The organism is Saccharibacillus endophyticus, assembly GCF_013185185.1.
In the GTDB taxonomy this organism is placed as follows: Bacteria; Bacillota; Bacilli; order Paenibacillales; family Paenibacillaceae; genus Saccharibacillus; species Saccharibacillus endophyticus.
The window spans coordinates 295446-317666 of sequence record NZ_JAAZWE010000002.1; the positions used below are offsets into that span (position 1 = coordinate 295446).

A 22221-nucleotide genomic window follows, 5' to 3' on the forward strand; every position below is an offset into this window, starting at 1 on the left:
ACGCAGAAAAACCTGAACTCGTGACGGAACAGACGGTTTTCGCGCAAAAAGACTTTCGCAAAAAACGTTCGTTCTCTCACCAGCTCAGGTTTTGCCTGCATGACCAGTTACACCCTGCGTCCGATAAAAAAATATGGAATTGATGGTGCGGATCTTATTCTTCCCCGCGCGTCGTGATGCGTTGGATATGAATCGTCAGATAAACGTATTCGTCTTTGCTGAGCGATTGATGGTACGTGCTTTGCAAGTAATCGTCGATCTTTTTGACGCAATCAAAGGCTTTGACATAGCTTTTGCGCACCTGCTCGTACAAGAAATCTTCACCGCTGTCTTGCACCTCATGACGCAGCAGCCGCATCGAGAAGTATTGCAAATGCGTCAGAAACCGCGAGTAGCTAAGCGAAGATTCGTCGAGCACGATGCCGTAGTGGTAGGTGACGATATTGAGGATATGATGCACGATCTCCGTCATCTCCATCGTCAGGCGCATCTCTGCACCGTCGGTACGCGCGTTGACGATATGCAGGGCGATAAAGCCCGCTTCGTCTTCCGGCAGCCGAACGTCCAGCTGCTCTTTGATCATCTTGAGCGCATCCTGCCCGATGGCATACTCTTTTTTATAAAAACGCTTGATTTCGAACAGCATCGCGTTTTTGAAATCGATGCCTTTGCTGTGCCGATCGATCGCGTACGAGATATGGTCGGTCAGCGACAGATAGATATTATCGTTCAATTCTTCGCCGAGCACCCGGCCCGCGTGTTCGACGATCGACTTCACCGTCTCCAAATGCGCGACCGGAATATCGTTCAACAGTTCGGTCAATCTCGCGGTAAGCTCATTCGTGTTCAACATGAAGATTTTATCGATCTTATGTTCATCGACGGCGTCCCCGATGACTTTGTTAAAAGAGATTCCCCGTCCCATCACGATGACTTCTTTCCCTTTCGCGTTACGGGTCAGCAGCACATTGTTATTCAGCACTTTTTCTATAATCATTCTTCTCACTCCCGACTGCCATCGCGCATTTAAGATTGCCCGCTGCCGAAGCTTTTGAGCAATTCAGAGATAAAAAAAGCCTAAGTTAATGCAAATATCATCAAGTCGGGCAGTCGAAAAGACTCCCGGAGTTAATAATATTTGAGTTAACTTAGGCATTGCCCGCATTACCGGTCACAATCCTGTTGTCTGCCCCATTGTAGCACAGCGTATAAAGCGATTACAAGACGCAAGCTTGATTTTTTTGAAAAAAGGACAATGGACGAGGGAAAGCCCCTCAGTCCAGTCTTTGACGAAATCCGCGCACATCTTCCGTATAGCCGAGCGATTCGTAAAACGCATGAGCTTCCTTGCGGAACCCGCTTGATACAAGCAGCGCATAGGCGCAACGGCGTTCGCGAGCGATCCGCTCCGCCTCTTGCATCAGCAGCTTGCCCACCTTTTTACCGCGAAAAGCTTCCGATACGATCACATTCTCAATAACCATAAAAGGACGGCATTCGCCAATTAAATCTTCGCAAATCACGCCCATGAGGCTCCCTGCCAACCGTCCGTCTTCAAAAGCCCCCAGCAATCGGTAATTGTCGTCGGACGCAATCTTGTCAAAGGTGCCGCGCATCGCTTCGGGCGACGATTTTTCTTCAACCAATTCCCCGTAGAGGGCAGCAAGCTGCGGCAGATCGCCGACTTGCAGCATACGAATTTCGATCATTTATTTTTCCTCCAAAACCGCTTTTTCAAAAATCAAGCTCTCGTCGCGCGGATGTCCGGGATTGCGAATGCCGACGCGCGCGAACCCGCATTTGCGTTCAAGATTGAACTTCCTTCATGGTCGGAATATCTTCGTTTTCTTTGGCCCGCGGTTGATCTGCGGGGAAGGTCGGAAGCTTCGGCCCCCCGTTCCCTTCGCTCGCAACCGGGCGAACCGGGGCAGGCATTCGTTCGCGATTAGACTCCGGGCGGAAAAACTCGATAGCCAGAATCACGATGCCCGCGGCAAACATTAACACACCGATGGCAAAAGGAAGTCCGAGTGCCATGCTTTGCTTCAAATCCGCTTCGTAAGGCCCTCCGCCGAAGATCGCATACCAGACCCGCGTTCCGTCCCATGAAGACATATTCGGCACGAACAGCACGGCCGCGATGAATATGAAGCCGACGATCCAGGTTCCCGCAAGCGTAAGCACAGAGCCGATTATGATTTTTTTCATCTATTCTCCTCCTTGCTCGAATTCGTATCCGTGTTCCGGCTCCATAGGTGCAACACGCTGATATCCGCGCCCCAACACACAATAATCCCTGCCGCGTAACGTACCAAGTCGACCGCCAGAAACCCGCGTCCCAACACTAGCGCACCGAGTGTCGTGGAGCGCAGCGCATCCAACCATTCCGCGCGATAAAGCTGGCTGAATTCTATTCCGAAGCTAAGCAGCAATGCACCGAGCGCGCATATCCATGTCCGATAACCGGGAATCAGCATACGAACAAGCAAATAAACCAGCGCTGCCCATAACGCGTCTCCCGCATGATTTGCCCAAAATTCGGGCAGCATGCCGGCATAGGCTCTCGAAGCTAACCCCAGCAGCATTACAATCATCAGCGCGATCAGGTAGAACGTGCGCTTGCGCAGATCAAATCGCTTGCGATGACGAGTTTTGCGTTCGCTTCTCATTTCCCGTATCCCTCATACTCGACAATCTCGCCTTGAGCGATATCGGCGCGCCCGACCAGCGTGCCGAATATCGTGCCGTGCCCGGCCACGATCACCTTCGAATATTCCCGGTACCGATCCAGCACGCCTTCGATCCGACGAAGAAGGGAATCGCGGCTTTCCCATAATTTCCGTTCGCCCGCCGGGTGCGTTCCGCCGTAACGATTGTAATCGTCACGCAGCTCGCGCATCCGCTCCTCGCTATTGTATTCGAACGTCAGATCGGGCTGCCATTCTCGTAAATCGTATTCGACCGCGATATCCAGATCCAGCCGCCTCGACAAGATCGCGGCCGTCTGCATCGCGCGGGTATACGGCGAAGAGAGAATAAGCTCGGCGCGGCCCAGCCTTGGATCTTCTGCCGTCTCCAGAATCTGACTGCGCCCATGCGACGTCAAAGGCACCAAGTCGCGTCCGTTGCCTTTAAGATTAAGCGGTTTGTACGTATGCCAATCCGGCTCGCCATGCCGAATCAAATAAAAAATCGTCAATTTCTTCGCACCTTTCCTTCAACCGGGCCTGCAAAATCAAATTCGCAGTAACCGATTTTTTTCCCGACTCTCTCGACCGGATCGAAAGCGGCCCGATATGATGAATCTCATGCGCGATCACATCACGCATCACGTCGCCGCATATGAAATTCTGTATTCGATCCCTCCACGGTCAGGCTTGCTTTCACTGTACCTTCCCTTCATTAAAAATGGAAGCGCCGTTCGTACCAAAATCTTCTTGCTTTCAGCGTTTTGCGTTTTGCATATTTTTTACACAAGTATGTATGTGATTTCATATTCATGGATATACTTGAGCATGTGTTCAATTATTTTCGTTCCGAAAGATACATACTCAGAGGAGGATTTTACGATGAATCGCTTGTTAAAAAAAGGACTGCCTGCCGTACTGGGTTTAACGCTTGCCGCGGCTCCCGCATGGATCGGTGCCACGACTCCGACAGCTCCTGCCGCACCAACCGCGACTCAAGCTCAAGCAGACGGCACGGTCAAAAACGTCATCTTTCTGATCGGCGACGGAATGGGTCCTTCCTACACGGCCGCATACCGTTACATGATCGATAAAGCCTCTACGCCGACGATGGAAAAAACCGTATTCGATCCGTACCTTGTCGGCATGCAAACCACGTACCCTGAAGACGAGCATCAGAACATTACCGATTCCGCTTCGGCGGCGACCGCGATGTCGGCAGCCGTCAAGACTTATAACGCAGCGATCGCTGTCGATAACGACCAGACGGAAGTCAAGACGGTTCTGGAACAAGCCAAAGAAAACGGAATGTCCACCGGGCTCGTCGCGACTTCCGAGATCACGCATGCTACGCCGGCTGCCTACGGCGCGCACGATATCAGCCGGAAAAACATGGACGCCATCGCCGACGACTATTTCGACGAAATGATCGGCGGACAGCACAAGATCGACGTCCTGCTCGGCGGCGGAAAAAGCAATTTCGCGCGTAAAGACCGCGATTTGACTGCCGAATTCAAAAAAGCGGGCTTCGGTTATGTAACGGACCGCAAAGGGCTTTTGGCCAATAAAGACGAACAGCTGCTGGGCTTGTTCGCCGACGGCGGCCTGGATAAGATGATCGATCGCACGTCCGCCACGCCTTCCCTGAAAGAAATGACGAATGCCGCACTCGACCGCCTGAGCGACAACGACAAAGGCTTTTTCCTGATGGTCGAAGGCAGTCAGATCGACTGGGCAGGCCATGATAACGATATCGTCGGAGCGATGAGCGAGATGGAAGACTTCGCGGGCGCGTTCCAAGCCGCGATCGATTTCGCGAAAAAAGACGGCAATACGCTCGTTGTCGCTACGGCCGACCATTCGACAGGCGGACTTAGCCTCGGCGCAAACGGCGAATACAATTTCAACGTCGCGCCGATCAAAGCGGCCGTTCGTACCCCGGACTATATGGCAGCCAAAATCGCGGCCGGCGAGTCCGTCGATAAAGTGCTGCTCCAGAACATCAAGCTGAAGCTAACGGCCGCAGAACGGGCCTCCGTGAAAAAAGCAGCCGAAAGCAAAGACGCGACGACGATCGATAACGCGATCGAAGCGATCTTCAATGCCCGCTCGTTCACCGGTTGGACGACCGGCGGCCATACGGGGGAAGATGTTCCGGTCTATGCTTACGGCCCGAGCAGCGATCGGTTCGCGGGTCTGATCGACAACACGGACAATGCGAAGATCATTTTCGAACTGTTGGGCGGAAAACCGACGCGTTAACAAATGGATAGCCGAATAAACAAAATCAACGTTTGAACGCAGCCAGCACGCAGCCCTCGCGGTTACGTGCTTTTTGCGCGCATTAAGCATCAACGTACCGCAGTTGATCCGCAGCTGCTTTTAACGGCGGCGGTTGGCGCGGACGGCTTTGATTACCGTAAATACCGTAAGCAGCAGGACAAGCGCACCGCCGGCCCACCATAGTAACGATGAAGCTCCGTCCAAGGTTCCCCAGTCTCCGCCGGGAGTTCCGGGGGAAGAGCCTGAGAGAAGCTCAACAGGTTCGCCCAACTTTTTCACGGCTGCGGGATCGGTCGTTCCCTGATAGGCTTCGCTGCCGGAGCACAATGTGGTGGTAGGCATTCCGTTTCCTTGTTTAGCAAACACCAGATATTTTTCTCCCTGCACAAACTCCATGCCGCAAGATGCGGAAAATGCAGCGCTGTAGAGCGTCGTCGTTTCGTAAACTTCGCCTTTCCAGGCTTGATCGACTTCGAACACGTAATATACCGGATCGGCGCTTGAACGAAGGCCGCTTAAATCGGGCGGCGTTTCTCGCCGTTCCGCGACGGTTCCGGCAAAAATGCGGTCTGCGTAAGCAATGGAACTGTTCGTATCCGATATCGCGCAGCTGCATGCGATAGCCGGCTTTGCAGCAATCGTAAGCCCGGCTCCCAGCGTCGTAACGGCGATCATCAGGAGCAGCAGCAAAGATAGGACTCCTCGGTGTCTGCTGGCGTTCATAGCGGGTTCCCTCCTCTGTCCTTGTCTCATTATTCTCTAAACGCAAAAAGAAGGACGCAAGTTGCGTCCTCCCGAAATTTGTTGCTTGTTCGATTACCATAAAGAGGCGAGGTAAGTACGGACATAGTCCGGGTCTCGATACAATCGATCGCTGTTCAACACTTCAGCACCTTGTCAACGCTAAAAGTAAGGTTACGCCTGGCTAAAACACACCTAAAGCGTGTGTATTTCAGCCAAGCGTAATCCTCTGATTAAGAGTTGACAAGCTACTAGCATCTTCCGTATTCCATAAGTTGAAAGTTCGAAGTACATATACGCTGCCCTCTTCGATCGTGCGCCTACCGTTAATGATGATTCGGCCGTATTGCCCTTTTCCCAATACAAAAGCCAACTCATCCAGCAGACCGCTCCGATCATCCGTGCGAACCGGCTTCCCGAACGATGGATCATAGCCGAAACGAACCGCTATATATTCTGCATGCCGCCGCGGAAATAAACCAGGAAGTTTTGCGTGGCTGATCTCCATGTCGGCAGCAGGCATAGGCAGCCATTCACAGGTATCGTCTACCTGCTCAATTCCTTTTACCGTTTGATGGAAAACAAGCCGATGTACAAGTATCCGCTCTTTTTCCAGTGGATAAGGATTCGTCGGGATTGCTGCAGGAAGAGGAAAAGCAGCCGGTTGATGAGTACGCAAAGACGCATAAGGTTCTCCGCGCGTATCTTTCATTCAGCGGATCAGCACGGTTTGCACGATCATATCTTATCTCCTCCGCTCTTGGCCGGAGCGGCTGCGGGCATTGGCGGAACGGGTTCTTGCATGTCCGCGCCCGTTCCTTTTTTTCCCGGGACCGGCAATCAACCGATAGCCGATGTAACCAAGGCTTGCGCCGATACTGTTCAGAATTACATCGTCGACATCGGCAACTCCTGCTCCAAGCACGCCTTGTGCCAGTTCCAGAATCACGATGAATAACAGAAAACGAGTCAAAAACCCGAAGTAGTTCCGGCATTTTCCGAAAAGTATCGGAAACAACACCCCGAACGGAACGAATACCGCCACATTACCCGCCAAATTAATCAGCGGAGCCCGAAGATTATCCCAGCTTGCCGAACGGGCGAACAACTGAATGGTCTCGAACGGTACGATGTTATAACGAAAATCGCCGCTAATATGCGCCGAACGGCCGAAGCCCCAGAACATCCAATAGAGCAGCAGCCCTCCGTAACCCAGCAAGACCAGGCCGGCCAACACTTTAACGACGATTACTTTGGCTTTCATGCAGCAAAACTCCTTTTTGACGCTCAGCCGGAACGCCTATCCGCCCTGCGTTTCCGACTCTCTTTTTTAATCGCTGCTGCCCGGAAGCCCCTCTTTCAGCTCCAGCCATACGGCAGCCATATCCAACTCCCCTTTGCCGCTTTGCACGGCGTCCGAGTAGGTACGGTCTACGGCTTCCGCAAGCGGCAAATCCAGTCCTTCGCGCTTCGCTTCGGCCGTCAGCAGACCCAAGTCCTTCGACAGCAGGCTGACCATGAACGCGGCCGGGAACTCCTCGTTCATCCACATGTCTTTTTTGGCGGCGAGCATCGGCGTATTGACCGCGGATTCCCCGATCATCTCCATCAACTGCTCGCGCCGCAACCCGGCATGCTCCCCGGCCAGCAGCGCTTCGGAAATCCCCTGCGCCATCACGCCGAGCAGCAGATTGATCGACAGCTTGGCCGAACTTCCGGCGCCGACTTCCCCGAAAACAATCGTCTTTTTCCCCAAGACGTCGAAGAAAGGACGACACTGTTCCACCGCGGCTTCCGCACCTCCGGCCAGAATGACCAACTGGCCGTTAACCGCCGGAGCGACCGATCCGGATACCGGAGCGTCGACATAAATCCCTCCGGCCGACTGTATCCGCTGTGCGAATTCACGCGCTTCTCCCGGCGCGATCGTGCTCATGTTTACGACGACGGCATTAGGCGCCAACCCTGCAAGCAGCCCTTCTTCCCCTTCCAGAACAGCTTCTACCGCCGCTCCTTTAGTCAGCATGATAAAGACCGCTTCGGCTTCTTCCGCCGCCTTTTTCGGCGAAGAAACGATCTTGCCGCCATCGTCTGCGAGCGGCTCCGCTTTTGCCGGAGTCCGATTGTAGACGTTAACTTCATGTCCGGCTTTCAACAAATTCCGAGCCATCGGCAGCCCCATATATCCGGTTCCGATCCACGCCAATTTTGTCATGTTCCTATGCACTCCTTTTCCGCGATTCATGATGGGTTGTTTCGGCTTTGCGTGCAGAATCTCTTCTACAGCATACCCGAATCGGCAGCCGGAGTCATGTCAGGCGCATTCCCGGACGATCCGTACCGGATCGCCAGAAATGCGCCTGACTTTTTCGGATCTTATTCAGTTCAAATCTTCCCGTATTTTGTGACGAACGGCTATTGCCGCGAACAAAACGATAAAGACGAACGCCACCAGCAGCGTCTGCGCGAATTCGCCGGCGTCGTTGAAGTCTTTGACGGCAACCAGCGTGTTGACCAGCCAATACTGCGAAATATTCACTCCGTTCATCAATGACTCCAAAGCGCCCAGCAGCATGCCCGGAATGTTCAAAGCCAGCACGAATCCGATGATGACGCCGGCTAACAGATTTTTGCATAACACCGTTATGCATAACATCAAGATCGCGAATGCCCAATGCAGCAAAAATTGTCCGATCAGCAATTTGACGAAATAACCGGCATCTCCCCATGTCGTATTGTCGAAAAACAACCCGCGACCGATCCAATCGGACACCAGCATCGTCAAAAAAAGCAGTCCGACGAACAGCGCCGAGATCCATATTTTAGCCAAGATCGTGTAGATTCGCGCCCGGCGCATAGACATGTAGTTTTTTCCGAAGCCCGATTGATATTCGCTCATATAAAAGTAAACGACGAACACCGTAATGTAGAGCAGCATCCAGGAAGGCGGCTGGGACAGCGTGTACTGAATAAATTCGCTCGCGTCAAGGCTGCCGACCGCGACGCCTCCGCCTGCTTCCATCTCCTGCGAATACTGCCCCATCATGAAAATGCCGAAAATCTGAAAAGCGCAAAACAACAACAGCAGCATATACATCGTTTTATTGCGGATAAAACGGTACGCGTCCATTTTCAAAAGATTAAGCATGCCGTTCACCCGCCTGTTCGGTTCGTGCCAGGAAATATTGCTCCAGACTTTGCTGATGCTTGTGAATCGAATCGATCTCGATCCCGTGTTCGATCAACGTTTTCGAAATCTGCCGAATCTGCGCGCCTTCTTCATACACATACACCGTATTGTTATCCGATACTTTATAATCCGTAATCTTCAATTCGCGCTCCAAAACGGGAATCGCCGCCTCGATCGCTTCCAATCTCAGCTCGATCCGCTCTTCGCATTTGTGCAGAAGGTCGTCCGCCGAAATCACTTCGACCATTTCGCCTTGATGGATAATGGCGTATTTGGTCGCGATCTTGGACAGTTCCTCCAAGATATGGCTGGAAATCAGGATCGTCAATCCGTCTTTGTTCAGTTCCCGGATCAGCGCGCGAATCTCGACGATCCCTTGCGGGTCCAATCCGTTAACCGGCTCGTCCAACAGCAGAACGTCGGGACTTCCAAGCAGTGCGGCCGCGATGCCCAGCCTCTGCTTCATGCCTAACGAAAAACTTTTTACTTTGGCCGAACCGCTGTTTTCCAATCCGACCGTTTTCAGCAGCCGATCGATTTGCGCGTTCGCGTTCGGCAGACCGTAAGCGATCGCCAACAGCTTCAAATTTTCGAAAGCGGAATAATGGGGATAAAGCCCTGCTTGCTCGATCAATACGCCCATGCGTTCGAAAAAAGATTGCCCGTCGGCCGAAGCGCGATTGAAAAAATGCAGTTCGCCCGAGGTCGGATGAACCAGCCCGGCGACCATTTTGAGCAGCGTCGATTTGCCTGCCCCGTTTTTCCCGATCAACCCTACGATTTCGCCCCGATAGACAGAAAGATCTATACTTTTCACAACCGTTTTGCTTCCGTATGCTTTGGTCAAGTTTTTCATCTCGATGATCGTATCCGGCATGACCTCACCTCCTGATTCCTATTGAACAGGATGAACGCCAAAAGATCGCCAACAAAAAGCAAAGAAATGTCAAAGACGATTCCCATCAACCGCTCAACCGAAATCCGATTCCCCACAAGGTATCGATATACGGCTCCGGGTCGTAAGTCTTGATTTTGTTGCGAATATTGCTGATATGCACGGTGATCGTTTTGTCTTCGCCCAAATAAACGTCATCCCAAGCCAATTCGTACAAATCCTGCTTGGTGAATACGCGCGTCGGATGTTTGACCAACAGTTCAAGGATTTTGTACTCCTGACGAGTCAAAGCAAGCGGCGTACCGTTGACGCAGGCGCTGTACGCGCCGCAATCGAGCGTCAGGTTTTTATGTCGGTACGCTGGAGGTCCGGAATCGGCGCTGCTCGCGCTTTTTCCGATATGTACGTGAATGCGGGCAATCAACTCTTCCAACTCGAAAGGCTTGGTCACGTAATCGTCCGCGCCGAGCGCGAACAAATTCAGTTTATGGTCCAAATGGTCTTTTGCCGTCAATATGATTACCGGAACAGCCAATCCCAGCTCGCTGCGAATCTGCCGCATGAACGCTTCGCCGGACAATCCGGGCAGCATCAAATCCAACACGATAAGCCGATAAGATTGCTGATCCAGCCGCATTAAAGCTTCCGTTCCCGAATACGCCGAGGTGCACAGGAAGCCTACGCGGGTCAATCCGTCGCGAATGATCCCGTTGATCGACTCGTCGTCTTCCACGATCAAGATCGGTTGATTTTGTCCGTGTTTCTGCATGAAATCATTCCTTTCGCGCTTTGACAAAGATGAGCCTTATAACGAACATGCCCTGCTCGCTGTCGGCTTCCGCATGTCCGTGCATGTTCTCCATCAACGACTTCACGATCGATAAGCCAAGCCCGGAGGAACGAACGCCGCGCGAAGCGTCTTCTTTGTAAAAGCGGTTGAACACGCGTTCCGTATCCACTCGTTCTCCTTTTCTCAGCCGATTGGCAAAACAAATCCGCACGCGTTCTGCCTCTTCTTCGCATACGACCGATAACGATCCTGTCCCATGCGCGAAATAGTTGCTCAAAATATTGGCGAGCACGCGGTCTACGGCATGGATATTGCCGTTCACCCGAACGGACGAATCCGGAAGCCGAAGTTCGGGTTCCGTACCTTGCCGGGAAAAATCGTCGAAAAACGCAAACAAATTATGCTGGAGCAAAGCCAGAATATCGAGCGGTTCCTGTTCGATCAAGTACTCGGGGTTTTGCAGCTTCGTATATAAAAACAGTTCGTCGATCAGCTTGGACAACTGCCCGATACGGGATTTGGCCTGCGCCATATAGCGATCTTTGTCGGAGAACTCTTCAGCCTGCCGCGCCAACTGAAGATAACCGTCAAGCGCGGTCAAAGGCGTGCGGATATCGTGCGACAAACTGACGATCGTCGCATTGATTTCTTCGTTTTTGCGGGTATACTGCCGGTCTGCCTTTTTTTGCTGATCGAGCAGTCGATTGCAGCCTCGGATAAGCGTCATCATCTCTCTCGATCTGAGTTGGGCGTCTACCTGCTTGAAGGAACCGTTTTGCATAATGAAATGTAATTGGTTGCCGATATCTCGAACTTGAGCTTTATAATGCAGCAGATAGATCGTCTGCGCAACCAACAGAACCGCAAGCACCGTCAACAAAATGATCATCAGGCGTCACCCTTTCTTTTGTGCGGTATCGGGTTTTATGAAAAAAGACGGTCCAAAGGCCGAACGGGCTTAAGATCGTCTTTTTGAAAGAGTTTGTTCGTGATTACGCCGTGCGTGAATGATCGTCCAGAGGACGCGGATCGAAGCCGAGCAGGGCATCGTCCGCCGCGCGGAGCAAATCGGACATGAATTCTTCCGGGGAATCCAGGCGGCTCCGTCCGTTCAGGCTGCATCGGATTTCATGGTTTCGGCCGTCTCCGACCGACAACAACAATCTTCTGCCCGACAGCCCGAGCGTCTGCACCGTCATGCGGCGGATTTCGCTCAACGGAATGCAGTCGACGATAAAGCTTCCGTTCGGCTGCGGATAAAAGGCTGCGAATTCATAGCGCGTAACGGCCAAAAGAACCGTTCCGACCCGAATATCCGCCCAATTCTCGAAATCCCGGTACAGCGCGCGTACTTCTTCGTGCGGCTCGATCGCTCCGGCATGTCTAAGGCCTGATTCCGCGTACGGATCCACTCGGACATGGCGCTTGATACGCTCCTTGATCGAAAACTGGATAGACAGGAACACGATCAACCCGATCGTCAAATTCGTCAGCACGTTGCCTATTCCCATAAACAAAACGACCAGCATCAAAGCCGCCGTCGACCATTGGCTGATGGTGAGCATACGCAATTTTTGCGATTTCGTTCGACGGTAGCGCTTGAAGCCTTTACCGGGAATGTATTGAAAATCGTGATGCCTGTTCACCTTTTTGATTTTTTCCGCCCGGATCAACACCCAGATGCCGGCTCCCGTCATCAACAGTCCGAGCAGCGTCATGATCAATTCGCCCGCTGCCAAACCGACCACCGCGCACAAACCGAAAAATAGCGTATTCATCCATCCGATCAACCTTAACTTGACGACCTGCTTCTTATAACCCGAATCCATCGCGCACCCTCATCCTTCTTTTTTAAGTTCTTTCTTTCCATTTTAACCTTTTTTGTGTTTCCGTAGAGCACTTATTTACCGATATGCATGTTTGATCGCTTTCACAGGCATATAAAAAAGCTTCCCGATGCACCATTTTCTCATGCCTCGGAAAGCTTCTTTTTTTCAAAGTCGGAATCTTAAGCCTGACTGACCTTACCGCCCGCGAAAAAAGCTTCGAGCTGACGCGTCACTTCGGCTTTGTCGTTATCGATCACGGTCTGGTACTGATCTTTGGCGATCAATTCCGCGATTTCGACCGGGAATTCCTGCGTGATGTCTAGCAAACGGATCGCTTCGTCGAATTTCGCCGGGTGCGCCGTCGCGAACGATACCGTCACTTCGCCTTCTTCGGTAAACGCTTCGGAAGCCGCCACGCCGCAGGCCGTATGCGGATCGAGCAGGTAACCCGTTTCGGAACGGTACTTGCCGATCAGCTGCAGATTCTGCTCGTTGGTCGCGCCCAGAGCGTGAAGCTCCGATTGCACGCGCTGAAGCAGTTCGCCTTCCACAACGATCTTCCGACCGTCCGCAAGCTGCTGCATGTACTTCGACACTTCGAAGGCATCTTCATCCAGCAAATAATACAGGTAACGCTCGAAATTGCTTGCCACCTGAATATCCATAGACGGGCTGTGCGTTTTGCGGAACTCGCCCGGTTGGTATTCGCCCGTCGTCACGAAGCGCTCCAGGATATTGTTTTCGTTGGTCGCAATGATCAGCTTGTTGATCGGCAGGCCCATCTTTTTCGCGAGGAATCCCGAGAAGATATTGCCGAAGTTGCCGGACGGCACGCTGACATTGATTTTTTTCGAATCGTCGCCCATCTGCTTTTCCGCTTGGAAGTATGCATAGAAGTAGTAAACGGTCTGCGCCAAAATGCGAACGAAGTTGATCGAGTTGATCGCGCGCAGATGGTGTTTGCTTTTAAACTCCAGATCCGAGAACAGTTCTTTGATGATCCGCTGACAATCGTCGAAGTTGCCGTGCACCGAAAGGTTGAGCACGTTCTCGTCGTTGACGGTCGTCATTTGCAATTCCTGCACTTTGCTGACTTTGCCGTGCGGGTGCAGGATACAGATCTTGATGCCTTCTTTGCCGCGCACGCCCTGGATCGCGGCCGCGCCGGTATCGCCGGACGTCGCGCCCAGAATATGAATGATCTCTCCGCGCGTCTTCGACACGTAAGAGTAAAATTCGCCCATGAATTGCAGAGCCACGTCTTTGAAAGCAAACGTCGGTCCGTGGAACAGTTCCAAGATGTACAGGGAATCGTTCAGTTTGCGCACCGGCGTCACTTCCGGATCGCGGAAGGTCGCGTAGCTGGCGTCTACCAATTGCTTCAGGTCTTCTTGCGGAATCTCGTCATTGGCGTACAACGAGAAAATCTCGATAAATAGCTCGCGGAACGGAAGTGTTTTCCAACGATCCAGCGTTTCTGCCGATACGGCCGGAATTTGCTCCGGGACCATCAGTCCCCCGTCTTCGCCCAAGCCCATCAGGACGGTATCGATAAAGCCTTTCGGTTCCACTTGACCTCTTGTACTGATGTAGTTCATCGTAAAGCCCCCAATTGTGTCGAGAATATTTCAATAATCATACCCCGAAACCGACATGCGATGACAGTCTTTTTTTACATTTTCGTCTAAAAATCGTTGCTTGTTCAATGCGAAAACGCGCCGCCATGCCGACGTTGTCCGTCTGCCGCGTACTTCTTTTCCACAACGACCTTAAGCTGCCGCTGACGATAATCGATAAAAGCAAGCATGTAACGCCGAAGCACGAGAGCATCGAACAATCGGCCTGCAGGCCCGAACGGCGAAGCGAACTCCAGAATGTCGCGCACGAGCGTCCCTTCTTCGCATCGCTCGAATTCATGTCGGTGCATCATGTGGCGAAACGCGCCTTTTTGCATCCGGTCGACGAAAAAGCAAGGTCTGTCCAGCTCTTCGACGAGCGAAGTCAGCTGTTGGCGAACACCGAAATGCACGGCCTCGAACACGACGATTTCGTTTTTCTCCATCAGTCCTTGCAGCCGGCCGCCCGGAAGCGTCCGTTCGCGTGTACGGGGCCAAACTGTTTGCGGATGCAGTCCCACGTCTCTCGCCGCGTCGAAACAAACTTCGATCGGAGCATGGATCACGATCTCTTTCGTAACCTCTACCATGGACATGAATCCTCCATTAGTGGACATTTATTTTTTGAAAAATAGTAAAAAAAGAAGCCGGTGTATCGCCCAACTTCTTCATCGGTTCGTTTATTCATAAATATGATACGTGCGGCCGCTCTCGATTCCGAGTACGCTGCGAACAAAGTAGTTGGCGACGCGATCGGCGGGAACCGGGTTGAAGCCTTTAAAGAAATCCGCATACTTTTCCGCCGACTCCGTTAGCAGCCCCGGACTTACCGAGTTCAATCGGATACCGCGAGGAAGCTCAAGCGCCGCCGCCTGTACGAACGCGTCGATCGCCCCGTTCACCATCGAGCTGGAGGCGCCGCGCGGAATCGGGTAGTCTTTCAAAATGCCGCTGACCAGCGTGAAGCTGCCGTTGTCCTTCAATTTATGCTGGCCGAGCAGTACCGTGTTCACCTGACCCAGCAATTTGTTGTTGATGCTTTTGAGGTTGTTTTCCGGGGTGAGATCGGGAACGGCGTCATAATGCGTCGACCCCGCCGCGATGATGACGTGATCCAGCTCCCCAACTTCGTTGAACAGTGCGGAAATGCTGGACGTATCGGTCATATCCACCTTATAATCCCCCGCGGAACGTCCTGCCGTAAAAGTCTCGATGCCGTGCTCTTTCAACTTCGCGACGATCGCGCTTCCGAGCGTTCCTTCGCCGCCGATCACCAATGCTTTTGACATGTCTAAATCTCTCCTATTCCTGCTTGTTTAAGATACCCGAGTTGAATCGAATTTCTCTCGCTCTCGCAATCGCTTTTGCCAACTTGTACGCATGCTGCGCGTAGACAGCCTTTTTCGATGAAAATCGCTGCATGAATCGACAGAAATAGTAGGCCACATACAGTCTTGTCAGACCGTAGCGCCGACTCAGTCCCTGCCAGTCTTCATTATAAAAATGTTCGGCTTTCTTCTTCATCCCTGCACCTCCGCAATCGATTACGAACCGAACAGCTGCTTCCTCATGTCCTGCTGCATGTCCCATAATTCCGCGACCGGAACCGGATTTCGATCCGCTTTGTTCACGTCACGACCTTCCTCGGACCATAGAAACGGATAGATCATCATCGCTTGTCCGCCGTTCAGCATACGCACATCTTTTTCCCAGCCGGTCCACCGAAATGTCGCGTAATACTGCTGCAGATCGCCGTTCAACGCCCAATGAAGAAAATCGGTATAGCCTTTCTCCGTATCTTCCCATTCCAGCGTATCCGGCGCAAAATAATGAATGTTCGGCGAATGATCGTTAAACGCCCCGTTGTTCACCGCAAAAAATCCGCCCGCGACATCATACGCCACAATCACATAGCTTTCCGGTTTAAACTTCAACGCAATCGGATCGGGCCCAAGAGCATTCCAGGAACGAATATCGCCCGCGATCTCCGGATGACCCGAGCCGAGCACGCGCAGCCATCCGCCATCTATTAACAATCCTCCGGTATTCAGCACAACCGCGCCCAACGTCGCCTTGTCGCTCATTTGCAGATCAACCAGCGTCTGTTCGGCCTGCGGGCGATCTCTTTCCAGCACAACAACTTCATTATCCGCCGACTTAATCGCTTCTTCGGTCGGATTCCATGCCGAATTTTCGGACAACAATTCATGCAGAGCTTTCATGCCGTATTTGTCATCTCCTTATCGGCGCTGCGCGACTTATAACCAACGAATGGCCTTTCCCCGAACAATCGGTACATCATGTTCTTCCGCCCACAACAACAACTCCCACCGCTGACGCTCGCCTTCGCGGTCTTCCGCGAACTTGATCGAATAATCGTTCGGCACCAGCCATGCTCCATGTGGTTTGACGGCGATCGACACCAGAATAACTCCGAACATGACCATCAAAGCATCGCTGCTCAGCCAAGGCTGGTAACGTCCGATGATATACAAATAAGCAACAGATGACCACCCGATCAAATAAAGACCCGACGCTATAGCGGTATCCACCGGATACGCGCTCCGCACGTCGTACGAACGACTTTCTTGTCCGAGCGTTCCCATACGATCCTCTCCTCGTTTTCGGATTAGATTCCACTTCAATATACTCCCAATACTGCCGATAAAGACTTTGTATGCCATCATCCCAGAAGCTTAACCAAGCTGATAGAATAAGGAGGAATACATCATGAAAAAGAGTCTTACTTACGTTTTGAGCTTCGCCCTTCTGCTTGCGGTCGCGGTGCCCGTATCTACCCAAAGCGTCAGCGCTGCTGCCAAAACGTATAAAAACTGTACGGAGCTGAACAAGGATTACAAAGGCGGCGTCGCCAAATCGGCATCCGTCAAAAACAAAGGCGGCAAAACCAAACACAAACCGTTCGTGTCCGCCGAATTGTACGAAGCAAACAAGACTAAGGATCGGGATAAAGACTTTATCGCTTGCGAGAAATAGCAGGAGCCCGTACGTTGACTAAATCTAACATTATGATCGGTCACGGTACGATCTTCGAAAAAATGCCGCCTGAGATTGTTCCGGCGGCATTTTTATTGCTTTCCTTTGAATCAAATCCAGCGCGAAGCCTTTCTTCTGATAATCGGAATTCCATGAAGCTCGGCCCAGTTCAACAACTCTCGAACCTGACGCTCCTGATCCTCGCCTTCTTCGAACTTGAACGAAAAGTCGTTAGGTACGATCCACTTGCCTTTCGGCTTGATGCCAATCGACGGATTGTCCGCCCAAGAAACATAGATGCTTTTGATCCGATCGCTTTCCAGTTCGCAGCGACGCAGCTTGATGCGATCTTCTTCGACCTCCAACTGATAGGGCGGTCGGAATGCCTGCCAAATCGCGAAAACCGCTGCACCCGTCATGAGAACCGCCACACCCGCATAAAATAAAAACGAGAATTTATTTTCAGCGATGCTTTCTGACCAATTCTTAAACAGATGATATTGTTCGTATCCTCGATAAGCCAATACATAAAATAAAGTTGCTTGAATCCCATAAGCGAAAGCTATCGTTAACGGATAAGCTGTTCGTACTCCGAATATTCGCTGTGCATGTTCCATCTCGAATCCTCCCGTTTATCGGAATTGCCGGACTTACTCATTAAACGGTTCATAAAAGCGATTCGTTACGAAAAACATTAAAATCCGCCTACGTTTTCCGCGCTACGATCAGCCCGTGGTTACTGCTTCCCAGCCTCGAAGGTTCGCGGCAGACATGGAAATGATGTTCCGTCCAGATTCGATATTCTTCCTCGCTCATTTTCCCGACCGCTTCGCTCATCAAAAATACGTTACCTTCTGCAGCCACGTGCTCCCGTACATCGAATCCGGCAAATCGCAGCTCCGTCTCCGCTTCGCCCGGCGTATGAAAATAAGCGGCCGAGAGAAAAGGATCCTGCTCGTCCGTGCCGAACGTACCTTGCTCGGCCACCCGACTCAGCCAAGACGCCTCGGACTTTTTCGCGCCTGAAGCAATCAAATATTCCGCAATAAAAAAACGATTGATATACGCTGCTGCCAACACGCCTCCCGGCTTCAATACCCGCATGCACTCTTTCAGGCAGCTTTGCCGATTCTCGGCTGTGCGAAGATGATACAACGGCCCCAGACAAAGCACGGTATCGAAGCTTTCGGCCGAATATCGCGACAGATCCGTTGCATCGGCGAGCTCCGCAGTCACGCCCGAGATCCGTTCTTTTGAAATCCGTTCCCGCATCATGTCCACATGTCCCGGCGTCACGTCCGCCGCAATCACTTCAACGCCGCGCGCCGCATAATAAAAAGCATAGGCTCCCGTCCCCGCTCCGATATCCAATAAGTTTCCGCCCGATCGCAAATACGGCTCCAGCACATGCGTCGTCGTAGCAAATTCCAATTGTCGCACGCGGTCCCGTCCCAGCCGGATGCCTTCGTCGTATCCTTCGTAATATCCGATGACTTTTTCCATAACGGCCTCCGTTCTAACGCTATTCGCTCTCGTTCAGTACAATTTGCATGTCGGTTACAAAAGATGCACCGCCTGATACCCGAATATCCATTCCGCCGTCCGACAGTCGCTCGGCTTCGACTTTGACGCGTCCGTCCCGCCCCATCTCCAAGCCTTGCTCCACAATAAAATCGGTACGCGGCAAATGAGCCTCCATATAGGTCAGCGCATAAGCGCCCATCACCCCTGTTGCCGTTCCGGTCACGGGATCTTCGATCATGCCTGAATGCGGCGGGCAAAAATGGCGGGCGTGCATACGCGCCTGCGGATCAGAGGTCTCCAGGCAAAAAGGATGCAGCGAAGCTTTCGGATTTTGGGTCAGCACGCTCGGAAATGACGCGTTGTCCGGAACCATGCGCGAGAAAGCTTCCAAATTTCGGATCGGGATCAGCACCGTCCACGATCCCGTGCTGCCGTAGACGATCGGATAGCGCTCGTCCCGGTCGGACGCAGACAAACCCATCGAAGCCAACAGCGCATGTTCGTCCCCTTCAAACGGAATGAATTCCGGATTGCCCTGACGCATGCGCATAGATAACGACTTCTCGCTGCCGTCTTCGCCATGCGTTAATTCGACAGGCAGCACGCCGATCCGCGTCTCGATCGTCGCCGCGTCTTTTTGCAAAAGTTCTCGTGTACGAAGTGCGTACAGAGACGCCATCGTCGCATGCCCGCACAGATCCATCTCGTATCCCGGCGTAAAATAACGCAAACGAACATCGGCCGCACGGGAGCGGCAAACGAATGTCGTTTCGTTGAAGCCGACTTTGGTCGCGATCTCCTGCATCTGCGCATCGGTTAAATGGTCGGCATCCAGCATGATTCCCGCAGGATTGCCTTTGCCTGGAATCGAGGAAAAAGCCTCATAATGATATACGGTAACGTCATTCATCATTTCGCCTCCTTAAGCAGAGTCAATGTTCCAGTGATGGTCGATTCGATAAAAGCGGCATTGGGCAGGGTCTTCAACATCACCGTCAATCCGATCACCGACGCGAGCAGCGCATGACCCAATGCTTCGGCATCCTGACCTTGTGCAAGCTCGCCCGATTGCAGTCCTTCGACAATTTTGTTGCAAAATAATTCGGCAAGACGCAGTTGATGCGCCCAAGCTTTTTCCGTCCATTCCGCTTCCTGCGGAGCCAGCTCGTCAAGGGTCAGCACCGCCAGGCAGCCCAATGCCGGATCGCCCGCGCTGCCTCCTTCGGCCAGATCGTTCAGCAGACTTTTAAATGCCGGGACGACTGCACGCTCCTGTTCCAGTATCCGCTTCATATACTCCAAATGCTTGGCCATATAGCGATCCAACGATCTGCCGAATAATTCGCGCTTATCGCCGAACGCTGCGTAGAGGCTCGGCTTGCGAATATTCATTTTTTCCGTTAATTCGCTTAAAGACGTCGCTTCGTATCCTTTTTCCCAAAACACGCGCATAGCGGCATCAAGCGCTTGTTCCTCATCGAAAGCTCGCGGTCTCACGCTGATTCCTCCTAGTCAATACCGGATGTTCGCGAATATTATACCGATCAGTATAATGCAAACGCCGAGCGCGGGTAAAGGGGTTGACACTTTGGCAATTGAAGAGCTATAGTGATCCGGTGCCGTTACATACCGATCGGTACAAAATAAACCCACAGACTGTCGGAGGTTATTTCGCATGTTCAAAACTCGGATTTCAACGCGCTGGTCCGCCTCATTATCGATGCTCTTTGCACTGGCTTGCGGTTTGGCCGTCGCCAACATCTATTATGCCCAACCGCTGCTCGGACAGCTGGCTCAAGAATTCGGAGTTCCGCATGCGGCCGTCGGTTACATCATTGCGGTTGTTCAGCTTTTTTACGCGCTTGGACTTATATGGATCGTGCCGCTTGGCGATCTGATGAACCGCCGACGATTAATCCTTCTGCAGCTGCTGGGAATCACGCTAGCTCTTGCCTTTGTCGGATTCGCCCGCGATTATGCAGGATTGCTCGCCGGACTCGCCGCGGTAGGGCTGATGGCCGTCGTCACTCAAGTTCTGGTCAATTTCGCTTCCGCATTGGCTCCGTCAACTGAACGCGGCAAAGCCGTAGGCGTTGTCACGGGCGGCGTCGTCATCGGTATTTTGCTGGCGCGATTTTTCGCGGGCGCAATCAGCGAGTTGGCCGATTGGCGTGCCGTTTATTTAACTTCATCCGTCCTGACGCTTCTCGTTGCATCGGCATTGGTTGTCATGCTGCCGCAGGATAATTCCGGCAAGTCCGGCCTTTCCTACAATCAATTATTGCGCTCCATGCTGAAATTATTCGTTCAGGAAAAATTATTGCGGATTCGGGCTGCTTTTGCTTTTTTCATTTTTACGGCTTTTGGAATGTTATGGACGCCGCTGTCGCTTCCGCTTAGCGAGGCCCCTTTATCGTTATCCCCTTCGCTGATCGGTGCTTTCGGATTGGCAGGCGCGGCCGGCGCAATCGGAGCGGCTGGCGCCGGAAAATGGACGGATCGTGGAATGGGGCACCGGGCAACCGGAATCGCGCTTGCTCTGCTGCTCGTATCCTGGCTCCCGATCAGTATGCTGCATCACTCCCTGCTTCTGCTGATTGCGGGTATTTTACTGCTCGATTTTGCGGTGCAGGTGGTGCATGTCACGAATCAGAGTCTTCTGTTCGCGGCACTTCCGGAAGCCCGCGGTCGATTGACCGGTGCATACATGGTGTTTTACTCGATTGGCAGCGCGACGGGAGCCATGCTATCCACGTGGGCTTATGCGGCGTATGGTTGGAGCGGGGTATGTGTGATCGGGGCGATGGTTAGTGCGGGAGGGTGCTTATTGTGGGTGTGGACGCGTGTTGCGGAGAAAGGCCTATTCGAGGAGGAAGCTTAGGACGCTGCGGGAGAAATTCGGTAAAAACACTGTCTCACTCGGAAAGATGGATGTAAATTCAGGGAGAAGCTTTCCGAGTTCAAAGGCGTTTTGACCTGAATTTCTCCCTTCGCTATCGCTTCTGTTTAGACATAGGCCTTTCCTCAACACTTTGGGTGTTAGGGGGAAGGTCCCGTGCGCATAGGAAGAATCACTTTTTGGACAGTGTTAGAAAGTAATTCAAATATTCGTCGTCGAGCTTGTAGCCTTTGCTTTCGTACAGGCGTTGGGCGGTTTTGTTGGTCGGGGCCGTGGATAGGGCGATTCCTTTGGCTCCGGTCAGTCGGGCGTGACGGGCAGCGGCATCCAGCAGGGCGCTGCCGACTCCCGCTCCTCGGAAGTATTGGTCGACGTACAGATCGTTCAGAATCCAGGAGCGCTGCATTGATACGGAGGAGAAGACGGGATATAACTGGGTAAATCCCGCGGCGCGATCTGTTGCTTTTTCTTCCGCCAACAGCACGACGGATTGCAGCTGTCCCAATCGGTCTGTAAGGAAATGCTTGGCTCCTTCAAGGTCGGAAGGCTGTTCATAAAATACGCGATAGGCATCGAATAGCGGAGCTAATTGGTCCAGGTCGGCTACGGATGCCACGCGAATAACGATTTCTTCATGCTGCTTTTCCATATTCGGCGTGCCCCTTCCGTTTTCTTATTTCTATGAAATCACTATGCGGTACCACCCGATACCTTGTCAACGCTAGAGGTAAGGTCACGCTCCCCTGAATCGCACCTAAAGCGTGTGCGTT

At 52.4% G+C, this 22221-nt stretch carries 28 protein-coding genes and 1 pseudogene; 3 read left to right on the forward strand and 26 right to left on the reverse strand.

Annotated features, from left to right (window positions below; all coding sequences use genetic code 11):
- Nucleotides 1–154: 154 nt before the first annotated feature.
- The 6 genes and pseudogenes from licT to HRQ63_RS25860 all read right to left on the reverse strand — a co-directional run.
- Entirely contained in the window at nucleotides 155–997 is an 843-nt protein-coding gene (gene licT, locus HRQ63_RS07205; RefSeq protein WP_172241292.1) for a BglG family transcription antiterminator LicT, read from the reverse strand.
- Nucleotides 998–1274: 277 nt separating this feature from the next.
- Nucleotides 1275–1709, reverse strand: coding sequence for a GNAT family N-acetyltransferase (locus tag HRQ63_RS07210; RefSeq protein WP_172241295.1), 435 nt, complete (start codon nucleotides 1707–1709; stop codon nucleotides 1275–1277).
- 97 nt (nucleotides 1710–1806) lie between these two features.
- Nucleotides 1807–2208, reverse strand: a complete 402-nt coding sequence (locus HRQ63_RS07215) for a hypothetical protein (protein WP_172241298.1) — start codon at nucleotides 2206–2208, stop codon at nucleotides 1807–1809.
- The gene (locus HRQ63_RS07220) at nucleotides 2205–2669 is read right to left on the reverse strand and encodes a ribosomal maturation YjgA family protein (RefSeq protein ID WP_172241301.1); all 465 of its coding nucleotides are present in this window, start codon (nucleotides 2667–2669) and stop codon (nucleotides 2205–2207) included. Before HRQ63_RS07220 ends, HRQ63_RS07215 begins: the two co-directional genes overlap by 4 nt.
- Nucleotides 2666–3199: a histidine phosphatase family protein gene (locus HRQ63_RS07225; protein ID WP_172241304.1), complete on the reverse strand. Its 534-nt coding sequence runs from the start codon at nucleotides 3197–3199 to the stop codon at nucleotides 2666–2668. Before HRQ63_RS07225 ends, HRQ63_RS07220 begins: the two co-directional genes overlap by 4 nt.
- Nucleotides 3138–3338: pseudogene (locus HRQ63_RS25860) on the reverse strand (hypothetical protein); the annotation flags it as partial. The gene HRQ63_RS07225 and the pseudogene HRQ63_RS25860, both read right to left, overlap by 62 nt.
- A gap of 231 nt (nucleotides 3339–3569) precedes the next feature.
- On the opposite strand from HRQ63_RS25860, the gene HRQ63_RS07230 reads away from it, so the two are divergent.
- Nucleotides 3570–4949, forward strand: a complete 1380-nt coding sequence (locus HRQ63_RS07230; protein ID WP_172241307.1) for an alkaline phosphatase — start codon at nucleotides 3570–3572, stop codon at nucleotides 4947–4949.
- Nucleotides 4950–5069: 120 nt separating this feature from the next.
- Here HRQ63_RS07230 and HRQ63_RS07235 read toward each other — a convergent pair whose 3' ends face one another.
- From HRQ63_RS07235 to HRQ63_RS07305, 15 genes are all read right to left on the reverse strand, one after another.
- Complete coding sequence (locus HRQ63_RS07235; RefSeq protein ID WP_172241310.1) at nucleotides 5070–5693, reverse strand: hypothetical protein; 624 nt, start codon at nucleotides 5691–5693, stop codon at nucleotides 5070–5072.
- A gap of 229 nt (nucleotides 5694–5922) precedes the next feature.
- On the reverse strand, nucleotides 5923–6390 hold the full coding sequence (locus tag HRQ63_RS07240; protein ID WP_172241313.1) for a hypothetical protein: 468 nt from the start codon (nucleotides 6388–6390) through the stop codon (nucleotides 5923–5925).
- A 66-nt stretch (nucleotides 6391–6456) separates the two neighbouring features.
- Nucleotides 6457–6975, reverse strand: coding sequence for a VanZ family protein (locus HRQ63_RS07245; protein WP_172241316.1), 519 nt, complete (start codon nucleotides 6973–6975; stop codon nucleotides 6457–6459).
- 66 nt (nucleotides 6976–7041) lie between these two features.
- The gene (locus HRQ63_RS07250) at nucleotides 7042–7926 is read right to left on the reverse strand and encodes an NAD(P)-dependent oxidoreductase (protein ID WP_172241319.1); all 885 of its coding nucleotides are present in this window, start codon (nucleotides 7924–7926) and stop codon (nucleotides 7042–7044) included.
- A gap of 165 nt (nucleotides 7927–8091) precedes the next feature.
- Nucleotides 8092–8859, reverse strand: a complete 768-nt coding sequence (locus HRQ63_RS07255) for an ABC transporter permease (RefSeq protein WP_172241322.1) — start codon at nucleotides 8857–8859, stop codon at nucleotides 8092–8094.
- Nucleotides 8852–9778, reverse strand: coding sequence for an ABC transporter ATP-binding protein (locus HRQ63_RS07260; protein WP_172241325.1), 927 nt, complete (start codon nucleotides 9776–9778; stop codon nucleotides 8852–8854). Before HRQ63_RS07260 ends, HRQ63_RS07255 begins: the two co-directional genes overlap by 8 nt.
- Nucleotides 9779–9863: 85 nt before the next feature.
- Nucleotides 9864–10565, reverse strand: coding sequence for a response regulator transcription factor (locus HRQ63_RS07265; RefSeq protein ID WP_172241328.1), 702 nt, complete (start codon nucleotides 10563–10565; stop codon nucleotides 9864–9866).
- Nucleotides 10566–10569: 4 nt separating this feature from the next.
- Nucleotides 10570–11475, reverse strand: coding sequence for a sensor histidine kinase (locus HRQ63_RS07270; RefSeq protein WP_172241331.1), 906 nt, complete (start codon nucleotides 11473–11475; stop codon nucleotides 10570–10572).
- Between the two features lie 103 nt (nucleotides 11476–11578).
- Nucleotides 11579–12415, reverse strand: a complete 837-nt coding sequence (locus tag HRQ63_RS07275; RefSeq protein ID WP_172241334.1) for a hypothetical protein — start codon at nucleotides 12413–12415, stop codon at nucleotides 11579–11581.
- 179 nt (nucleotides 12416–12594) lie between these two features.
- On the reverse strand, nucleotides 12595–14013 hold the full coding sequence (gene thrC, locus HRQ63_RS07280) for a threonine synthase (RefSeq protein ID WP_172241337.1): 1419 nt from the start codon (nucleotides 14011–14013) through the stop codon (nucleotides 12595–12597).
- Between the two features lie 104 nt (nucleotides 14014–14117).
- Nucleotides 14118–14621, reverse strand: a complete 504-nt coding sequence (locus HRQ63_RS07285; protein ID WP_172241340.1) for an SRPBCC family protein — start codon at nucleotides 14619–14621, stop codon at nucleotides 14118–14120.
- A gap of 90 nt (nucleotides 14622–14711) precedes the next feature.
- Nucleotides 14712–15320 (reverse strand): short chain dehydrogenase, encoded by a 609-nt coding sequence (locus HRQ63_RS07290; RefSeq protein ID WP_172241343.1) that lies wholly within the window; start codon nucleotides 15318–15320, stop codon nucleotides 14712–14714.
- 13 nt (nucleotides 15321–15333) lie between these two features.
- Nucleotides 15334–15555: a hypothetical protein gene (locus HRQ63_RS07295; protein ID WP_172241346.1), complete on the reverse strand. Its 222-nt coding sequence runs from the start codon at nucleotides 15553–15555 to the stop codon at nucleotides 15334–15336.
- 20 nt (nucleotides 15556–15575) lie between these two features.
- Nucleotides 15576–16253: a DUF2625 family protein gene (locus HRQ63_RS07300; protein ID WP_172241349.1), complete on the reverse strand. Its 678-nt coding sequence runs from the start codon at nucleotides 16251–16253 to the stop codon at nucleotides 15576–15578.
- Nucleotides 16254–16289: 36 nt separating this feature from the next.
- Complete coding sequence (locus tag HRQ63_RS07305; protein ID WP_172241352.1) at nucleotides 16290–16637, reverse strand: hypothetical protein; 348 nt, start codon at nucleotides 16635–16637, stop codon at nucleotides 16290–16292.
- A 124-nt stretch (nucleotides 16638–16761) separates the two neighbouring features.
- Between HRQ63_RS07305 and HRQ63_RS07310 the strand changes: the two genes are divergently transcribed.
- The gene (locus HRQ63_RS07310) at nucleotides 16762–17028 is read left to right on the forward strand and encodes an excalibur calcium-binding domain-containing protein (RefSeq protein WP_172241355.1); all 267 of its coding nucleotides are present in this window, start codon (nucleotides 16762–16764) and stop codon (nucleotides 17026–17028) included.
- Between the two features lie 110 nt (nucleotides 17029–17138).
- On the opposite strand, the gene HRQ63_RS07315 is transcribed toward HRQ63_RS07310, so the two are convergent.
- The 4 genes from HRQ63_RS07315 to HRQ63_RS07330 form a co-directional block, all read right to left on the reverse strand.
- The gene (locus HRQ63_RS07315) at nucleotides 17139–17447 is read right to left on the reverse strand and encodes a hypothetical protein (RefSeq protein ID WP_172241358.1); all 309 of its coding nucleotides are present in this window, start codon (nucleotides 17445–17447) and stop codon (nucleotides 17139–17141) included.
- 286 nt (nucleotides 17448–17733) lie between these two features.
- Nucleotides 17734–18531: a class I SAM-dependent methyltransferase gene (locus HRQ63_RS07320; protein ID WP_172241361.1), complete on the reverse strand. Its 798-nt coding sequence runs from the start codon at nucleotides 18529–18531 to the stop codon at nucleotides 17734–17736.
- A 19-nt stretch (nucleotides 18532–18550) separates the two neighbouring features.
- The gene (locus HRQ63_RS07325) at nucleotides 18551–19462 is read right to left on the reverse strand and encodes a PhzF family phenazine biosynthesis protein (RefSeq protein ID WP_172243341.1); all 912 of its coding nucleotides are present in this window, start codon (nucleotides 19460–19462) and stop codon (nucleotides 18551–18553) included.
- Entirely contained in the window at nucleotides 19462–20049 is a 588-nt protein-coding gene (locus HRQ63_RS07330; RefSeq protein WP_229714268.1) for a TetR/AcrR family transcriptional regulator, read from the reverse strand. The genes HRQ63_RS07325 and HRQ63_RS07330 overlap by 1 nt, the downstream gene beginning before the upstream one ends.
- Nucleotides 20050–20227: 178 nt before the next feature.
- Here HRQ63_RS07330 and HRQ63_RS07335 point away from each other — a divergent pair, with 178 nt between their 5' ends.
- Nucleotides 20228–21433 (forward strand): MFS transporter, encoded by a 1206-nt coding sequence (locus HRQ63_RS07335; RefSeq protein WP_172241364.1) that lies wholly within the window; start codon nucleotides 20228–20230, stop codon nucleotides 21431–21433.
- A gap of 190 nt (nucleotides 21434–21623) precedes the next feature.
- Here the strand turns inward: HRQ63_RS07335 and HRQ63_RS07340 are convergent, their stop codons facing one another.
- Complete coding sequence (locus HRQ63_RS07340) at nucleotides 21624–22100, reverse strand: GNAT family N-acetyltransferase (RefSeq protein WP_172241367.1); 477 nt, start codon at nucleotides 22098–22100, stop codon at nucleotides 21624–21626.
- Between the last annotated feature and the right edge of the window lie 121 nt (nucleotides 22101–22221).

Bases quoted from the DNA above. Each gene is read 5' to 3' on its own strand.
- HRQ63_RS07250 (WP_172241319.1), bottom strand. From the start codon at position 7,926: ATGACAAAATTGGCGTGGATCGGAACCGGATATATGGGGCTGCCGATG.
- HRQ63_RS07300 (WP_172241349.1), bottom strand. From the start codon at position 16,253: ATGAAAGCTCTGCATGAATTGTTGTCCGAAAATTCGGCATGGAATCCG.
- HRQ63_RS07335 (WP_172241364.1), top strand. From the start codon at position 20,228: ATGTTCAAAACTCGGATTTCAACGCGCTGGTCCGCCTCATTATCGATG.
- HRQ63_RS07305 (WP_172241352.1), bottom strand. From the start codon at position 16,637: ATGGGAACGCTCGGACAAGAAAGTCGTTCGTACGACGTGCGGAGCGCG.
- thrC (WP_172241337.1), bottom strand. From the start codon at position 14,013: ATGAACTACATCAGTACAAGAGGTCAAGTGGAACCGAAAGGCTTTATC.
- licT (WP_172241292.1), bottom strand. From the start codon at position 997: ATGATTATAGAAAAAGTGCTGAATAACAATGTGCTGCTGACCCGTAAC.
- HRQ63_RS07295 (WP_172241346.1), bottom strand. From the start codon at position 15,555: ATGAAGAAGAAAGCCGAACATTTTTATAATGAAGACTGGCAGGGACTG.
- HRQ63_RS07215 (WP_172241298.1), bottom strand. From the start codon at position 2,208: ATGAAAAAAATCATAATCGGCTCTGTGCTTACGCTTGCGGGAACCTGG.
- HRQ63_RS07265 (WP_172241328.1), bottom strand. From the start codon at position 10,565: ATGCAGAAACACGGACAAAATCAACCGATCTTGATCGTGGAAGACGAC.
- HRQ63_RS07290 (WP_172241343.1), bottom strand. From the start codon at position 15,320: ATGTCAAAAGCATTGGTGATCGGCGGCGAAGGAACGCTCGGAAGCGCG.
- HRQ63_RS07245 (WP_172241316.1), bottom strand. From the start codon at position 6,975: ATGAAAGCCAAAGTAATCGTCGTTAAAGTGTTGGCCGGCCTGGTCTTG.
- HRQ63_RS07320 (WP_172241361.1), bottom strand. From the start codon at position 18,531: ATGGAAAAAGTCATCGGATATTACGAAGGATACGACGAAGGCATCCGG.
- HRQ63_RS07310 (WP_172241355.1), top strand. From the start codon at position 16,762: ATGAAAAAGAGTCTTACTTACGTTTTGAGCTTCGCCCTTCTGCTTGCG.
- HRQ63_RS07325 (WP_172243341.1), bottom strand. From the start codon at position 19,462: ATGAATGACGTTACCGTATATCATTATGAGGCTTTTTCCTCGATTCCA.
- HRQ63_RS07270 (WP_172241331.1), bottom strand. From the start codon at position 11,475: ATGATCATTTTGTTGACGGTGCTTGCGGTTCTGTTGGTTGCGCAGACG.
- HRQ63_RS07315 (WP_172241358.1), bottom strand. From the start codon at position 17,447: ATGACGGGTGCAGCGGTTTTCGCGATTTGGCAGGCATTCCGACCGCCC.
- HRQ63_RS07230 (WP_172241307.1), top strand. From the start codon at position 3,570: ATGAATCGCTTGTTAAAAAAAGGACTGCCTGCCGTACTGGGTTTAACG.
- HRQ63_RS07260 (WP_172241325.1), bottom strand. From the start codon at position 9,778: ATGCCGGATACGATCATCGAGATGAAAAACTTGACCAAAGCATACGGA.
- HRQ63_RS07220 (WP_172241301.1), bottom strand. From the start codon at position 2,669: ATGAGAAGCGAACGCAAAACTCGTCATCGCAAGCGATTTGATCTGCGC.
- HRQ63_RS07255 (WP_172241322.1), bottom strand. From the start codon at position 8,859: ATGCTTAATCTTTTGAAAATGGACGCGTACCGTTTTATCCGCAATAAA.
- HRQ63_RS07210 (WP_172241295.1), bottom strand. From the start codon at position 1,709: ATGATCGAAATTCGTATGCTGCAAGTCGGCGATCTGCCGCAGCTTGCT.
- HRQ63_RS07285 (WP_172241340.1), bottom strand. From the start codon at position 14,621: ATGGTAGAGGTTACGAAAGAGATCGTGATCCATGCTCCGATCGAAGTT.
- HRQ63_RS07235 (WP_172241310.1), bottom strand. From the start codon at position 5,693: ATGAACGCCAGCAGACACCGAGGAGTCCTATCTTTGCTGCTGCTCCTG.
- HRQ63_RS07340 (WP_172241367.1), bottom strand. From the start codon at position 22,100: ATGGAAAAGCAGCATGAAGAAATCGTTATTCGCGTGGCATCCGTAGCC.
- HRQ63_RS07275 (WP_172241334.1), bottom strand. From the start codon at position 12,415: ATGGATTCGGGTTATAAGAAGCAGGTCGTCAAGTTAAGGTTGATCGGA.